The sequence below is a fragment of the Bacteroides sp. HMSC067B03 genome (assembly GCF_001811315.1).
Lineage (GTDB): Bacteria > Bacteroidota > Bacteroidia > Bacteroidales > Bacteroidaceae > Bacteroides > Bacteroides faecis.
Genome location: NZ_KV804360.1, coordinates 91,695 through 107,961, shown reverse-complemented (window position 1 = coordinate 107,961; position 16,267 = coordinate 91,695). Strand labels below are relative to the sequence as shown.

Genomic DNA, 16,267 nt, shown 5'->3' with positions numbered 1-16,267 from the left:
CTGTTTGTCTTTTAAAGTTCAATATCATTGATTTGGATAATCCAGTCATTTACATCGATTACAGTTTTAATCAGTGCAAGCTTTTCGTCTACAAATATCTTTATTGTATATTCGTCTTCTCGGTCTAGATATTCCTGAAGTGTATAGTTCCGATTTTTATATTTTTCGGCATCTACTTCTTTGAAGTACTCTATGAGGTCTGAACTGTGGAATAAAACTTCTTGTGTTGTTGAGTTTCTTATTGTTAACTCTGGTTTCTGACCTTCTACAAGTCTTGCTATACTCAAATCACTGCTAACCCCATTGTATTCTTTTGCAGGTTCACCAGTTGTGCTAAAAGCATGAGTGGTAACCATCTCTGATTGTATATTGTAGGGCTTGTACGTCAATAGATTATCTTCGAGTAGTGAGTTGTCATAATTCATGTAGCCATTGTCATCATAAATTGCACATTCAAATGTTTTTTCTGTCAATGCTTTTGTTATCGGTCCCCCGGACTGATTGACTTGTGCAACTACGATGTGTATAGTATTGGTGTTTTTTACTAATGACACATTGGTGATCTGCTGTTTTCCGTTACGAGTGGTAACTCCTTTTTTAACTTCGCTGTGCCAAAGTGAATGGAGACTGCTTTCTACAATATATTGTCCCTTTTCCTCTTCAGTGTGGCTTCGAGTGGCTTGTTTGCGTAATGTTTTTACATTTAATTCTTCAATATTTGATTGGTTAGGGTATAACAATGGATATGCAAATGATTCATCATTTAACCCGGCCCATACAATCAAACGATACTGGGAGGGATCTATGTCTACATTCATAACATAATTTCCGTCACCCAATTGTTCACCTTCATCTGTTTTCAGATAAACAAGATTGTTATTTTCATCAAAAGCGTAAAGAGAAACCGTTCTTACTTGTTCTGCAAAAACGTCTACTTCTTCCATATTATAGTCATACTTGAATTTTACACAATATTCGATGTCGCAATCTTCATTGTAATTCAACACTGAATCGCAGGATGTAATTGCACCAGCCAATATTGCAAGTAACAATACTTTGCTTGCTTTTTTCTGTATGGTAGTTAGTGTTCGTTTCATTATCTTTTCTTTTTATGCTTTTGTGGAGAAGCGTATGTTTTGTTTGAATATGATGCTCTACTTTTGATGTAGAAGGAAAAATATTTGGGGAGGAAAGAATCCCTCCCCAAATATGTATAATTAGATTAGAGATCGAAATCGTTAATGTTTACTGTCCAAGGCTCTACGTTAGCATTGATAATCAGATATGTCTTTTTATCTTCCGGTTCTTTAACTGGATCTGGCGTTCCTAAATCACTAATGGTTCTAACAGACAATTTGTACCAGTTGTTGCGGATGATAGATGCTCCTTCAGTTGCATGCAGGATTTCTGCTTCATAGTAGCAACGACCTGATTTATATCTTTTCACTCCATAAGCTTCTTTCAAAACTTGATCATTTGTTTTAAATTCTTCTGGAATTGAAACAGCAGCTGTCAATGTTTCCCAATTTTTGTATGCTGTAACTACTTTAGCAGCACCTTCAAATCTAGCCCAAACATAGAAGTCTGTTGTAATAGCTTCACCGTCGAATAATACTTCTCCTACATAATGAACGCGAGTCGGAGTTTCATTACCGAAGTTTTCATAGCAGTATGTATTGCCAGCTGCAATCCACTTGTAACTGTCGTATGATGCTGTATTATTTTGTGCAATATATGGTTGTAGATAGCTGCTAGTGATAGAAGTACTTGCTTTCAGTGCGTAAGAATCATCAGATAAATTTGAATAAGAATGCTCAGTAATCTTGATAGTGATAGCATCCTTGTTAGTCAGTTCAGAAGTTTCAGAGATAGGATATGCTTTTGTTGCTTCTGTCATTTCATCTAATTTGGCAACAACTCTGCTAACAGTAATAGGAACAGTAACAACTTCTCCATAAGTCAATTTTTGATTCATTGCTGTACCGGTCATGAGGAAACTGTTTGATTCAGCAGCTAAACCAGTTCCAGTCAGGTAATCTAAAGTTGCAGGCAATGATGCTATTTTATTTACTGCCAACGTAGCCAAGTCTGCAGTGCTAAGGCTGGCTATCAATGCATCACTAGGATTAACGAATGCGTAAATATCAGTACCACCAGCACTACCATCTACTTCAAATTGTTCAGTTGAATATTGTGCAACTTTGCCATTGTCAGCAGGCTCTTTTTCCAGTTTCAAATTTTTTGTTACGATACGCTTGTCTCCGCGATCATAGTTAAGTACTACAGTAATATCTGCTGCTTTCCATTCAAATTCTTCGCCTGCGTCTGTACCACCTGCTGTAACAGTTCTGGTTCCTGTTCCTGAATCAGCGAATGTGAAATTGATTTTCATGCTCGCTTTTTCACCTGTTGTTGGTTGAGTACCGTTATCAACGATCTCGTCAATGTCATTGTTGCTACAAGCTGTCATGGCTGCTACTGCCAAACCTGCTAATAATAAATTTTTTACTTTCATTTTCGTTTTGATTTTAATGTGTGATGCAATAATTCTTTTTTATGGTCGCATATACTATATAATATGTATAGCAATGCTGTTTTTTGTTTTTTGATTTTTTGGGGTGAGAGTCATCCGAGAGATGAGGGTCGTTTGTTTTGTTAAACATCAGTTCTTTTGGTTGGAAGTCCCTATTATATGATAAGGAATAAGAGATACTTCCGAGGGGGGCATTCTTTTTGTTTGTTCTTTATAGGCAATGTTACTTTTATTTGTTTGTTACTATACTTGTTTGTTTTAATTCTCTTGTCTTTGGCTAAGGAACCTTTGTCCCTTATCGACATTGCAAAGATATGGGGGAAATGCGAGATTGCTAATCGGTGTTTTTTTCAAATTTTAAGGTGTTTTTGTCAATCTTTGAAATGGTCTTTTTTGATGGGTGAATCAGTCGCTTTTTGAACGATTTTCAGCTCGGATGAATGTTTTGCCACCCTTATTTTGCTTTTACCACCGTTATAAAATCCGATCTTTTTTTATTTTATTTCTTTGTTCTTGGCTAGAATATGCAACTATTTGTGCTGATTGAGCAAATTAGCCCTTCTGTCTTCGACTTTGAATGATTCTGCCATCATCTCAGATTGGGCTTTTAGTGGCAGGTGAATCCACTACATGAGAATAATGGTAATCAATAGCAAGAATGAGTATCAAGAATGGGTGCTGAACAGGGGGAGCCATAGCAGATAGAAAACATTATCTTTGCAAATCGTTGTTTAATCTCATGGAATAAACTAACTTTGTTCATGTTAATTATAAAAAGGTCAGCCAATATGAATCGATTGAAAGGAATACCTTACGGAATATCGGATTTCAACCGGTTGAGGAACGACAATTTTTATTTTGTGGATAAGACCATATACCTGCCTCTTATCGAAAGAATGCCGAGTTATCTTTCCCTTACCCGTCCCCGTCGCTTTGGAAAAAGCCTGTTCCTGAGCATGATGCGTACTTATTATGACCTGTTGCAGCGGGACAACTTCGACAGGTATTTCGGTGATTTGTGGATTGGCGCTCATCCCACTGATCAGAGAAACCACTATCAGGTACTTTATTTCGATTTCTCGAAAGCCGGTTGTTCTGTTCCGGGAGATGGCATGATGGCTAGTTTCAATGAATATTCCAGTCTTGTCATCAATCAGTTCGCAGATGATTACGCTTCTTTCTACGATCCGGATTTCAAGTCGACTGTCGAAAGTATAAGCAGCGCCAAGGCAAAGTTGTCTTATATCGAACTGAAGGCAAAAGCCAAGGGGTATCCCTTATACCTTATTATAGATGAATGCGATAACTTCACGAATGTCATATTGAGCGAACACGGTCAGAAGATGTTTCACGATCTGACACATGCCAGTGGCTTTTATCGTGAATATTTCAAGCAATATAAAGGTATGTTCACCGTATATTCCTGATGGGGGTTAGTCCGGTCACGCTGGATGACCTGTCCAGCGGATACAATATAGACTGGAATATATCGACTGATTCCCGCTTTAATGCTATGATGGGATTCAGTGAAACGGAAGTACGCGAAATGTTTCGGTATTATCAGGAAAACGATGCATTGCCCGGTGATATTGAGGCGATGATAGCGGAAATGAAGCCTTGGTATGATAATTATTGTTTTGCACGAATGAGCTTGGGAGATGATAGAGTTTTTAATTGTGATATGACTTTATATTATTTACGTAGCCAGTTTGATTTTCATCGTTCCCCCGAAGAAATGGTTGACAAAAACATCCGTACCGATTACAGTAAGTTAAAGATGCTTGCCCGTATCGACCATGACAGCGCTCACGAAGGAAGTCGCATGAGTACCATTGAGGAGATAGCGGCGAAAGGAGAGATTTTGGTGAACCTCCATACTTCGTTTCCGGCAGAACGGGTAGCGGATGTCGACAATTTTCGCAGCCTGCTCTATTATTACGGATTGCTCACCATGTGTGGCACACGCGGAGATCGCCTGCGAATGTGCATTCCCAATCATTGTGTGCGTGAGCAATATTTCGGCTTTCTGCGCGAATATTATCAGCAGGCTCATCCGTTAGATCTTTCTCGTTTGAAAGATCAGATAGACGATCTCGCTTACGATGGCGTTTGGAAGCCATTTTTCGAATCCATCGCCTGTGCTTATCGCGAAAACTCCTCCGTTCGTGACGGCATGGAAGGAGAGCGAAATCTGCAAGGCTTCCTCAAAGCCTATCTTGCTCTTGCTTCCTATTATCTGGTAGAACCGGAACTGGAAATGAACTATGGTTACTGCGATTTCTTCCTGTTGCCCGACAAGCAGCGCTATCCGGACATTGAGCACAGCTACATCATCGAACTCAAATACGCTGCCCGCACCGCTACCGATGCGGAACTTGCAATGCAAGCCGACGAAGGGCATCGCCAACTTCTTCAATACAGCGAAGATAAAGTGGCCCGACAATTGGCGTCGAGGACGACTTTTCACCGGTTGCTGATCCAGTTTCGCGGCTGGGACATGGTGCGCTGTGAGGAAGTCTGAAGGATGCCACCTGTTGGGATTCAGCTTGTTCAGCCTTGCCGTATCCCTCTGTTTATCGGCATTTCGGCTGAAAGCACTACCGGGAAATAAAAAATATTGCTTTCAGTGCTTTCAGCCGGGATGTTAAAATTGACTTATCGGCGTACCACCAAATATACATTTCCGTATTCCGTGTGCTTCCGTTCTACTCCTAGTTTTATTAAGACTTGTGCCAGGTGGTTCGGATTGAAACCTCGTAGAGCGGCGGCATTCCGTTTCTTCAGTTCTTTATAAATGTCGGCTGCGGAAAGTTGCAAATATTTCTCTTCTGCCGAGGCATCCATGCGGAAACAACTGAAAAATACATCTTCGGCTGAGCTGGTGCGATAAAAGGGAGCATTGTTCTGTTGAATTTCCCGCTCCGTTTCTTTGCTGAACCAATACGGATGCCCGTCGGCAAGCTCCGCCTTCAGTTGGGCAAAAATCTGTTCGTGCTCGATTCCCTCACAATCTATCGGCTTTTCTACTTCCACACAGAAGAAACGACGGCTGCCTGTCGGATCACTCATCAGATCGAAACGGTTCGAAGTTCCGATAAAAGAAGCGATACGTGGCAAGTCCCGAAAATTACGTTGGTAAGCTTTGCAGACGTGGAGGCTCGACATCTGCATCAGATTTTTCAGAAGCGGCATCTTCTTTTCCGCATATTTGTCGAATTCATCCAGATTGATGAGTCCCATTTCTGATAGAAGCCGTTCTGCCTGTCCTTCTGATGTCAGTTTCAGATTGTCCATATAGTAACGTTGCAGCACTCTGGGCATCAGAGACTTGCAGAAAGTTGACTTCATCCGTCCCTGTTCAGCACTTATCAGGATGGGGGCTACGCTGTTGGCATGGACGCCCGTTTTTCCTGTCCATTGGGCGGCAAGTCCCAGCATCCATGTGTGGAATCCCTTTATCCATAAGGGCAGGGCAGATACACGCCGGGCAAGCGGAGTCAATCGGTCGATGCCGTCCCAGGGAGGCAGTTCGTCCATGTAAAGCCGGAAGGGATGGTACTCTCCGATCTGAGTGGAATAGATGTAGCGGCTCACATCTTTATCCCAGCAGGAGATACCTTCCGCATGAGCTTCCATGCAGAGCGTGTTCAGTTCACGTTTCCCGATGGGACGGAATTCTTTGTTGGTTCCGCTTAATGGGCGAAATTCGGTTTCTTCCGTCAGTCGGTTGTAGCGGAAGTCATAGTTGGCCCGCAAAAAGGAGTTTACCCGCTCCGTCAGGCAGGCGGAACCATTGGAGGGCTGCTGCTTCGCTTCGGGCATAGCGGGGACGGGAGGTTCCGGTGCTGCCGGCAGGGGAGGGGCTTCCGGAGATTTGACTTCAGTGCTGCCGGTAATGGCTGCGGCGTTTGGCATAAATACGTTCTCTGTTTTCCACGCCTTTATCAGCATGGCAATCATTTGGGTTACTTTTTCCATCATATCTGTTGTTTTTTATAAGTTTCGTGCATCAAAGTTACCATCTGAGGATAGGGGTTTGCAAGTGTTTCCGCAAGAATCTTCCAAGTACTTCTGTTTATGAAATAGCGTAGGAAACATTAGGTTTTCCTGCCTTTATGTTATAACTTTGGAGCCGCAAACATCAGAGGCTAATGAAGATTAGCTGAACAGCTATCCTTCATTAGTCAATCGGCTAATCTCCATTAGCCGGGCAGTCATAGTTCGTTAGCCGCTGAAGATGAGGCTTCTTTCATCGGAAGTTTCTATAGGAATAACAGATCAGAAGTACTTATATAAAAGAAAAGCTATGGCTATATTATTTGACTGGTATGAGAATCCGGTATCACCGGACCAACCGAAGAAAAAAAGATTCCATCCTCGTATTGCTTACAATGGTCAGGTCGATACGGACGAAATCAGGAGTAAGATTCAATCCCGCTGCACGCTGAACGAGGTAGATGTGAGGGCAGTGCTGGATGCGCTTTCTCAAGTAATGGGAGAGGAATTGGGCGAAGGACGGCAGATCCATCTGGACGGCATCGGGTATTTTTATCCTACGCTGACTGCTACGGAAGAGATCGCTGCCGATACCCCACGCCGGAATATGAAAATAAAGTTGAAAGCGATCCGCTTTCGCTCGGATCAGAAATTGAAAAACTCAATCGGATTAATTAAGGTAAAGCAGCTGAAGAAGAATTTTCATTCAGCCAAACTGTCGGAAGTGGAAATTGACATGTTGCTGAAGGGATATTTCAGTACACATCAGATGATGCAGCGCAGCGACTTCCAGGCATTGTGCGGCATGTTGCGTTCTACGGCTATGATTCATATCCGGAGAATTTGCCGGGAAGGTAAGTTGCAGAATATTGGTCTGCGCAATCAGCCGATCTATGTGCCTGTCCCCGGATTTTACGGGACATCCAGAGATCAGCCGACGCTCCGGTGATTTTTCGGCTGAAGGGGCTGAAGGCCGGAAGGTGTCTTTTTCGAGGGGTGCTTTCAGCCGCTTTTGCCCGTTGGCAGGCGGTTGTGGAGTGTGGCTGAAGAGGCTGAATCATCTGAATATAAAAAATGCACTGCCTTTTTTGGTGGTGCGTTTTCTTTGTAATAGACTTCTTGTAAGTTCAGCGATAATCCATTCCCTATCCTTTGCGAGTAATCAGCGGAACAGTATTTCAACCAATGAAAACAAGAGATAACGAATAGACAAAAACAAGTATTTTTTTATTATTGATTTATGCCAATGAGACAGCCAATCGGACAGCCTGTTTATTATCTCTTCTTAGGAGTAATGAAGCCGATAGGATTACGCGGCTTGTCTGCCAAAGCCTTTTGTGCCTGTAACTCAGCTAAGGTCTGATTAATAAGTTCTAACTGCATCCGGGTGTCATCGTTGATGTCGTTATAGTCTGCAAATACTTCCTCGATGTACTCCTTTAGTTCCTTGACTTCGCTTTGAAGCTCACGTACTGGGTCGGTCGGCGGGTTTAACAGTAACTGACGAGCCGCAACGAAAGCACGCATTATGCCCATATTTATTTGTATTGCCGTCTTTGAGTTGAGCACACTACTAAGCATTGCTACGCCTAATTCTGTAAACACATAAGGATTCCGGCGAACGCCCATCTTTATAGAATTGGACATCACAATTTGTGATTTCCAAATTTCCGTTTCTTCATCTGTCAACTGAAACATGAAATCCACCGGGAAACGGTCTGTATTGCGTTTCACCGCTTGATTTAAAGCCCGTGTTTCGACTCCATACATTTCTGCTAAATCACGGTCTAGCATCACCTTTTGCCCACGTATGTCGTAAATCTTACTTTGTATTACTTCGAGTTGTTCCATCTTATTCTACTTTGATATTGGTATTCTATCTGCAAAATTATTGATTTATCAGATAAAAGTACTGATAAAATCTGTTTTTTAGTTCGTTGAATGGGAATTTAATGATATAAAAAACGCACTGCCTTCTCAGGTGGTGCGTTCCTGTTTGTTTTTGGGTTTTAAATTATTAATAATAAAATTATTGGGGTAAAAACAAAACTTGTCTGTGTCTTATTATTTTGTGGGATAATTCTTCTTTCTTTTTAATTCTTTCAAGTTTGCGTCAGTCTGAGTAGCAAGACCGGCTGCTTTGGCTGCATTGAAATACTTCTCCGCTGCATCATAGTTGCCTTCCAGCAGAGCGATGACTCCCAGGTTATTCTGTGTTTCTGCTGCTTTCTGATCAGCTTTGGCAAGATGCTTCTTGGCTGCTGTCAGGTCGCCGCCTTTTTGAATCTCCATGGCCCCTGCGTTCAGGTTGGCAATAGGATCGTCCGGGAACATGGTGGCTGCTACTTGGAATGAATGGTTGAACTCTTCGCTTCCCGGCTGGCAACTTTCTGCGATCCGGTAAATTTCCTGCAGGCTCAACAGTTGCGGACGTGTCTTGATAATCTCTTTGGTCTCTTCAAGATTGAATCCGCGCACGGTATAGTTGACCGTGTAATCTGAATGGCGCAAAGCCGGATAACATTCTTCCAATATGTATTTATAGGTTTGCGGACCTGCCAATTGGGCGATTTGACGTTCTTTCTTGTCTATATCCAACGTGGAATCATCCATCAGTTTCAAGATATCGTCTTTCTTCTCCAATGAAGATGCCACGATAAACTTGCGGAATCCGTCCCAGTCTTCGGAAGTATATTCGGAAGTAATCAGTTTCGTATCGAACTTGTAATAACTGGTCACATAATCTACCAATGCCTGTGTACGACCTTTCGCCAGTCGGGTATTGTTGGCATAACTGCCTTCCGGTGACGCATAACCGTGAATTCTTATACTGCTAAGTGTAGTCTTGTCATCATTGCGTACACTGTCAATGGTAGCACGTATTTTGGCCAGCTCTGCTGTGTTACGGCGATACTCCGGATAAATGATAGTCTTGTTGACCGGGAAATCAAGGAAGGCACTTCCTTCGATGGCACGGTGCTTCACGGCTTCTGCCTGTGGGGTGATATAAGAAATGGACGGCTGTATTTGCAGGGGTGAAATGTTCAGACGGGTGATTAATTCACCACCGGTCTCCTCTTGCAGGTCGCAGCAGCCGCATACATCAATATTTAGTTTCATTTCCGCATCGCGCATCCATGCTTCGAACTGAAATTGTTGCCGGTAGTTTACAATCTGCTCTTTGTTATGTTTACGACGGATGGTGCTGTAAATGCTCTCCGGAGTCGGAGTTATATTATTGCGGCGATTTACTATTTCACGTTTGCGTCCGTAAACTACGATAGACGGCAATATCTTGGTACGTCCGTTTGATTCGAGAAATGGAGTGAGTGTAGCTACATGATTGGAGGAGAGTTTCAGATTTTCCTGCATCACGATATCCATATCGATGCTTAGCACATTATTATCTTCATTACGCGTGATAGATTCTTTTTCTATACGCACCTGATCTCTGTAGAGTGTCTGCGCTTTCCCGCCCAATACAGGCAGCAGGCAGAAGAGTATGCATAATATCTTTTTCATATTTGTTTTGTTTTAGAATAAATAGATTAAACTGATAGCAGCTTTTGTAGGACCTACATAGTTTTTATGTCCTTCGCTTACTTTCTCACCGCATGTCTTGCATTCGAACTGCTCGTACTTGACACGTGCATAACCTACACCGATATTTCCTTCCAGATTCCAATGCTTGGCGAGAATCCACTGGTAACCGTAGGAAATGCCTGCACCATAGAAGTGTCCTTTGAAGCGGTGGTCTTCCAGTTCCGGCCAGATGCCCCAGGGCATATTGATGGCGGCAGCCTGATAAACGCCTCCATGTACATGGAATCCCACGAAATGTCCGTTGAACTTGTCGCAGAACCAGTAGCGGAGTTCCGGCTGGATGGCGAGCATCTTCATCATCTTCTGATCTTTGTATTTCCACGGATTATAGTTGGCATACAAGTCCAGAGTTAACTTCTTACTCAGACCGACTTCGGCTCCGAGATTGATCATTTTCATCGCGTCCATTACAAGATTCGTTTTCACTCCGACTACCTGGCTATATAATAAGGTAGAAGCAAACAAGGTAACGAACAAAAATAAGATTCTTTTCTTTTTCATCGCATGATGGGTTTTGTTTGTTGATGCTACAAAAGTAGCTGTTATCTGAATAGACGTTAATTGGTGGATTCATCTTTCTTTTCTTCGCTTGCAATGGAAATTAATAAGTGAAGTGGTAAATCATTCTTTTATAGGTGGTGTATAATTCATGGGTGATAGATGGTATTTTTATCGCCTGTTTTGAATGATTTGCAGATGAGTGGTGTTTTAACACTTGCATATCTTATTCAAACGCTTGAATAAGCTGTATTTCCTTCGTTAAAGAGTGGTAATTCATTCATTTTTCCTTCTAAAAAGTTTTTTCTATTGAATAAAACACCTATGTTTGCAATGTACAAACAAATAAGGAAAGACAAATAAGACAACTTAAGTTTAAAGATTCCCTCCTAAGGAACATGAGCAAATAAACAATAAGAAGTGTAAAATGACCGCGAACTGGCAAACAACAATTCGCAAGCAAGTTAAACAAACAAGTAATAATTAGGAGGAACTAATATGAAATCAATTAAATTCTTTTTCGCATGTGTATTGGCATTAACTTTTGTAGCATGTTCTAATGCTGAAAGTGATAGTTTTGAAGACAACTCTTCAAGCTTTGAATCCATGATATCTTTATATGGTATACAAACTGCAACTACTGATTCAAAAGTAGGCGATGTACCTTCTGTGACTGCAGAAGAAATGGCAAGTGTACTTGAAGCACTTCGTCAGAACGGAAATACGGTTCGTAACTGTGAATCTGAAACTTCCGAAGGATACTACGGTACAGGTAGTGACAGAAAAGAAGTAAAGATGACCGCCGAATATCAGGCCCGTACCAGAAGCGGTGCTTTCGTAGAACAATTCGCATTGTGTGTTTCACTCAACTTTAATATAGATAAAGATGCCGTATACTATATAGGTACTACATATTCTTCTTCAACTGATCTGTTCAACTGGCAAGGTTACGGAGCTTCTTTATCTACCACTGCCGAAGGCAGCAGCGTATTCAGTTCAACTTCTTATCTTTATTTCCGTGTGAGCGACCAGAACAATTGTCTCGTAAAGGTTCCGGTAAACTTTAAAGGCAATTACAACTTTAAAAACAATCAGGGAACTTATAGCTTTACTCTTTCCAAAGCAGCCAATTAAAATACTACACTAATTGATTGATTTTAGGTATTACGTTACAATATATACAACTATATAAGAGGACTCCTTGCGCCGTGCAAGGAGATTCCATCAAACTAAAAGAGGAACCAAACAGCAAACAATAGTATCGCTTTAGTCATTCAGACAATTAAGAAACAAACAATGAGGAGCCCCGCCGATTCTTTTACGGATCGGCGGGCTTTTATTTTATTGTGAATTATTGCTAAAAAACAGTTGTTATACGGTTTGCTAATGATTAAATTATCTATCTTTATCTGCCAATACACATAAACAAAATACAATTAAGATATGAGGAAGTTCTTCTTTCTGTTGCTACTGCTGACGGGTTTTCTCCCGACATACTCTATAGATATCCACTGGGACCTGGAACCGCTAGTCATTAAAAACGGAGTCGGAAATAATACAATTTATCATGTTTGTTACGGAAGCGAAGGCTTTATGTGGTTCTCCACCGATAAGGGAATCTCCCGTTATGACGGCTTCAGATTCCGTGATTATCCCCTTATTATGAGCATCGACTCTCTCTCTGTTCCTCTGCATCAGGCTGTAAAAACGCTGAAGGAAGCTCCCGACGGTTTATATTATGCTTTACTTTATCAGGGAGGAATGACTTGTTTTGACAAAGAGATTGAAAAATATTTGCCTGTACGTTTTGACCGGCCATTGAAACTTAAAGAGATTCATGATTTTTGTTGGTATGACGGAAACTTGTATCTGGCTACTTCGCAAGGATTGTTTGAATCACATCCCATCCGTAAGAAAGAAGGAAAAGATGATTTTGTACTCTGTACATTGAATCCCGAACCTTTGATAAAAGGGAAAGTTGCCAATCTTTGTACGGACGGAAAAACAAATCTGTATTTTTCTGTTGATCGTGAAAAGGTGATGCATTATGATTTTGTAACGAAAAAGAGTGCTCTGATCAGAGAATATAATGTAGTGAACAGACTCTTTTTGCGGCAGGGATATTTGTGGATTTGCAGATTATGGAATGACATTGTATGTTATGACCTTAAAACGCATAAGGAACGGGTGATCTCTCTCGAAGGAGGTGATCAGTCGGATTTCTCCAATTCATATGTCACGGATATGGTGATGAAAGATAAGCAGACATTTTATCTGACTACTTGGGACGGATTATACAAATTGCATTTTGAGAACCAGTATTTGTGTGAGAGTCCGTTTACTTTGACACTATTGACGCAGAATGAGAAAGCATTCCATTCGAGAATTGAAAATAAGATGACCAGTCTGCTATGGGATAATAAACAGCAGATTCTCTGGGTGGGTACCTTTGGTGGCGGAGTGGTGAAATTTGATATCAGCGATAGTATGTATAGCCGGGTGCGGCAGATTTTTAAGTCCAGAGTAGACGGTATAGTTGAAGATTTGAAAGGATATGTCTGGCTGACGGTGACTGACGGGGGCATTATGAGAAGTACTACTCCGATGCTTTCGATGGATACACATTTTGAGCCTTGGAAAAAAGGGCCCGGTTTCTCCGGGCATTACCATATATATAAAGGTAGGAACGGAAATATCTGGCTGGGCAATAATTTCGGAGAAGTAGTCGTTGTCAATCCGCTTACGGAAGGCATAGAAACTTTTCAATTGAAAAACAGCGAAGGCGGGAAAATGGAAACAATTATTCATTGTTTCTGCCTGGACTCCTGGAACCGTTTGTGGGTAGGTACTTCGAATGGATTGATACAGGTTGACCCGAAAACTCACGGATGTAAGAGTATAAGACTGCCCGGTGAAATCAAGAGTGTATTTGCAGTAGCCGAAGATAAGGAAGGTAATGTGTGGATCGGTACAGACAAAGGACTGAAGAGGATTGAAACGACCGGTAACCAGATACGGGTGGAAGGAAACTACGAAAAGGAGAACGGGCTGGAGGAAGCCGGTGTCCGTACCATCTATGTGAATAATTATAATCAGATTTATGCGGCTTATCTGAATGTCGTTGTCCGCATCGACGGAAGAGAAAAAGAAAAAATAGAATCGGTTTATACCTTGCGGAACGGATTGACAAACGGACACGTCAGTTGTATGGTCGATGATCATATCGGAAATACCTGGGCAGGAAACAATGTCGGCGTGATGACAATCAGAAACGGACAGGAAGCTTTCTATAATTATCTGTCAGCGGGAAACTGTAGTGCGGTATGCCGTTTGAATGATGGGCGCTTGCTATGGGCGAATTCGTGGGGACTGATTTTCTTTGATCCGTCTGCTACGAAAGGAGACAGCGGCAAGAAGCATCTGATGCTGACGGACGTGGAAGTCGGCGGAGAAACAGTGCTGGCCGGAGAGAAACGGAACGGGCAGATAATTCTGTCTGTTTCTCCGGAAAGGCAGGAGAAGCTGGCGTTCGCTTCCGATAATAATGATTTTCATTTGTACTTCTCCGACTTGCGCTACGGACTGGCACAGCGCAAAATTGCCTATCGTCTGCTTCCAGTGGATAAAGACTGGAAGATGATACCACTTGCGGAAGGTTTGTGGTTCAATGGATTGTCTGCCGGAAAATATACTTTGCAAGCAAAACTTGTTTTCCCGGATGGAAAAGAGGGAGAGTTGATCGAGATTCCTCTCGTAGTGAAGGGCAAGTGGTATCAGACGATATGGGCTTATATCATATATGGTTTGTTACTGCTCGGATTATCTTATTTCTTCTATGGCTATTTCAGAAAGAGGGATCAGCGTAAACAGATGCATCGCGATCGGGAGATGATATTGAAGGAAAACCTAAACATGGAAAAGTTGAAGCGGGAGCAGAAGAAAGAGATAGAAGCGATGAGGAACCGCTTGCTTATGCTGTTTGTGCAGGAACTGCGTACTCCGTTGTCGCTTATCATCGCTCCGCTGAAGGATTTGCAGAAAGATAACTTTCAGATTTCGAAATTTTCTCTGCAAGTGGCATACCGGAATTCACTTCGTATGGTGGATGCTTGCGACCAGCTAATGTCGGTATATGGACAGGGAGATCTGGAAGAAAAACTGAAGGTTGCTCCGTATTCGGTAGACAAGATGATCGACAGTTCTCTTTTGGGTATCCGAGATCTGTTGAAGGCATACACCATTGATTTTCATTGCGAGAAGAGAATCAAGAAGGAGACGGAATTCTATGTGGATAAAAAGAAGGTCGAATTTATTATTCATAATCTGCTGACGAATGCTTTCACTCATACGCATTATGCAGGAGTCGTTTCCTTATCTGTCTGTGAGATCGTAAGTGACAACAGGCATTATGTCAGTCTGGTAATAGAAGATAATGGAAAAGAAAAAGTGAGAACCGCCGAACAACTGATGAGAGAGGATGAGGGATTGGGGCATGATTTATCAGCTGCACAATTAGGATTCACTATCATGCAGCAGATGGTGGAAGCGCATTTGGGAACGATTGCTCTTGAAAGTGCCGAAGGAAAAGGTACGAAAGTGACGGTGAATCTTCCTGTCGACAGAGCTGTCTTCGAAAATAACCCGAATATTCAGTTTACCGATCCGGAGGAACTGCCGGATGTGGCAGAACCGGCATCGGCTGAAGAACTATCGAAACAGGAGGTGATAATAGAGGATACAGAAGTAAAACAAGATCAGCAATTACCACTTTTTACGGAGGAGACGCCTGAAGAAGCAGCACCCTCTGCAGTGGGTGGAAATAAAAAGACGATATTGATTGTAGAAGACCATAAAGATATCCGCCTCTATCTGAAAGTGCTGTTTGGCAATGAATATAACCTGCTGATGGCAACGAATGGTCAGGAGGGGGTAGATATGGCAACCAAGGAGATGCCCGATTTGATTATCAGTGATGTTATGATGCCGGTTAAAGACGGCTTTGAATGTTGCCGTGAGGTAAAGGAGAATCCGGAAACATGCAGTATTCCTTTTATTATGCTGACAGCGAAGGTGGAGGATGATGACATTATTCGCGGATTAGAGTTGGGTGCGGATGATTATGTGCTGAAACCTTTTACTCCGGGCATTCTGAAAGCGAAAGTCAGTAATCTGATTAACGGTCGCCAGACATTGAAGCAGATGTATACGAAATTGTTCAAGTTGCCGGGAACAGATACGATTGCCGCGAACGAGCAGGAACAGACGGGTGAGGAAGTGAAGACGGAAGATCCGTTTATCACAGCCGTTATCAAAATTGTAGAAGAGAATATTTGCGAGGCGGACTTCAGTGTGAAGAAACTGGCAGCGGAAATGAATATGAGCCAGCCCACTCTCTACCGAAAAGTGAAGCAAAGTACCGACTATACCATTATAGAACTGATCAGAGGTGTACGTATGCGTCGTGCCGGAGTGCTGTTGAAAACGAAACAATATGCGGTGCAGGAAGTGGCCGAAATGGTGGGGTACAATGATATCCCGACGTTCCGCAAACATTTTGTAGATGCATTTGGTACGACTCCTTCGACGTATGAATGAAAAAAATGACTACTTTTGCACTCGAAAACCCTAAAATAAGGA

General features: G+C 42.1%; 9 protein-coding genes and 1 pseudogene. 4 read left to right on the top strand and 6 right to left on the bottom strand.

Annotated elements, in window-relative coordinates; genetic code table 11:
* Nucleotides 1-11: 11 nt before the first annotated feature.
* Nucleotides 12-1,097, bottom strand: a complete 1,086-nt coding sequence (locus tag HMPREF2794_RS13165; RefSeq protein ID WP_010536833.1) for a FimB/Mfa2 family fimbrial subunit — start codon at nt 1,095-1,097, stop codon at nt 12-14.
* Between the two features lie 125 nt (nt 1,098-1,222).
* On the bottom strand, nt 1,223-2,515 hold the full coding sequence (locus HMPREF2794_RS13160) for an Mfa1 family fimbria major subunit (protein WP_010536834.1): 1,293 nt from the start codon (nt 2,513-2,515) through the stop codon (nt 1,223-1,225).
* A gap of 806 nt (nt 2,516-3,321) precedes the next feature.
* On the opposite strand from HMPREF2794_RS13160, the pseudogene HMPREF2794_RS13155 reads away from it, so the two are divergent.
* Nucleotides 3,322-5,054 (top strand): annotated as a pseudogene (locus tag HMPREF2794_RS13155) (ATP-binding protein).
* 134 nt (nt 5,055-5,188) lie between these two features.
* Here the strand turns inward: HMPREF2794_RS13155 and HMPREF2794_RS13150 are convergent.
* Entirely contained in the window at nt 5,189-6,448 is a 1,260-nt protein-coding gene (locus HMPREF2794_RS13150) for a DUF3874 domain-containing protein (protein ID WP_371441454.1), read from the bottom strand.
* 391 nt (nt 6,449-6,839) lie between these two features.
* Between HMPREF2794_RS13150 and HMPREF2794_RS13145 the strand changes: the two genes are divergently transcribed.
* Nucleotides 6,840-7,478, top strand: coding sequence for an HU family DNA-binding protein (locus HMPREF2794_RS13145; RefSeq protein ID WP_010536836.1), 639 nt, complete (start codon nt 6,840-6,842; stop codon nt 7,476-7,478).
* Nucleotides 7,479-7,804: 326 nt separating this feature from the next.
* On the opposite strand, the gene HMPREF2794_RS13140 is transcribed toward HMPREF2794_RS13145, so the two are convergent.
* The 3 genes from HMPREF2794_RS13140 to HMPREF2794_RS13130 all read right to left on the bottom strand — a co-directional run bounded on the left by HMPREF2794_RS13140 (nt 7,805) and on the right by HMPREF2794_RS13130 (nt 10,633).
* Complete coding sequence (locus HMPREF2794_RS13140) at nt 7,805-8,380, bottom strand: ORF6N domain-containing protein (RefSeq protein WP_010536837.1); 576 nt, start codon at nt 8,378-8,380, stop codon at nt 7,805-7,807.
* A 213-nt stretch (nt 8,381-8,593) separates the two neighbouring features.
* On the bottom strand, nt 8,594-10,051 hold the full coding sequence (locus tag HMPREF2794_RS13135; RefSeq protein ID WP_070751657.1) for a DUF3868 domain-containing protein: 1,458 nt from the start codon (nt 10,049-10,051) through the stop codon (nt 8,594-8,596).
* A gap of 12 nt (nt 10,052-10,063) precedes the next feature.
* The gene (locus tag HMPREF2794_RS13130) at nt 10,064-10,633 is read right to left on the bottom strand and encodes a DUF3575 domain-containing protein (RefSeq protein ID WP_022302092.1); all 570 of its coding nucleotides are present in this window, start codon (nt 10,631-10,633) and stop codon (nt 10,064-10,066) included.
* Between the two features lie 495 nt (nt 10,634-11,128).
* On the opposite strand from HMPREF2794_RS13130, the gene HMPREF2794_RS13125 reads away from it, so the two are divergent.
* Nucleotides 11,129-11,764: a DUF5033 domain-containing protein gene (locus HMPREF2794_RS13125; protein WP_010536840.1), complete on the top strand. Its 636-nt coding sequence runs from the start codon at nt 11,129-11,131 to the stop codon at nt 11,762-11,764.
* A 309-nt stretch (nt 11,765-12,073) separates the two neighbouring features.
* Nucleotides 12,074-16,225 (top strand): response regulator, encoded by a 4,152-nt coding sequence (locus HMPREF2794_RS13120; protein WP_010536841.1) that lies wholly within the window; start codon nt 12,074-12,076, stop codon nt 16,223-16,225.
* Nucleotides 16,226-16,267: the final 42 nt, after the last annotated feature.

Coding starts and splice junctions, on each gene's coding strand:
- HMPREF2794_RS13165 (WP_010536833.1), bottom strand. CDS start 1,097: ATGAAACGAACACTAACTACCATACAGAAAAAAGCAAGCAAAGTATTG.
- HMPREF2794_RS13160 (WP_010536834.1), bottom strand. CDS start 2,515: ATGAAAGTAAAAAATTTATTATTAGCAGGTTTGGCAGTAGCAGCCATG.
- HMPREF2794_RS13150 (WP_371441454.1), bottom strand. CDS start 6,448: ATGCCAAACGCCGCAGCCATTACCGGCAGCACTGAAGTCAAATCTCCG.
- HMPREF2794_RS13145 (WP_010536836.1), top strand. CDS start 6,840: ATGGCTATATTATTTGACTGGTATGAGAATCCGGTATCACCGGACCAA.
- HMPREF2794_RS13140 (WP_010536837.1), bottom strand. CDS start 8,380: ATGGAACAACTCGAAGTAATACAAAGTAAGATTTACGACATACGTGGG.
- HMPREF2794_RS13135 (WP_070751657.1), bottom strand. CDS start 10,051: ATGAAAAAGATATTATGCATACTCTTCTGCCTGCTGCCTGTATTGGGC.
- HMPREF2794_RS13130 (WP_022302092.1), bottom strand. CDS start 10,633: ATGAAAAAGAAAAGAATCTTATTTTTGTTCGTTACCTTGTTTGCTTCT.
- HMPREF2794_RS13125 (WP_010536840.1), top strand. CDS start 11,129: ATGAAATCAATTAAATTCTTTTTCGCATGTGTATTGGCATTAACTTTT.
- HMPREF2794_RS13120 (WP_010536841.1), top strand. CDS start 12,074: ATGAGGAAGTTCTTCTTTCTGTTGCTACTGCTGACGGGTTTTCTCCCG.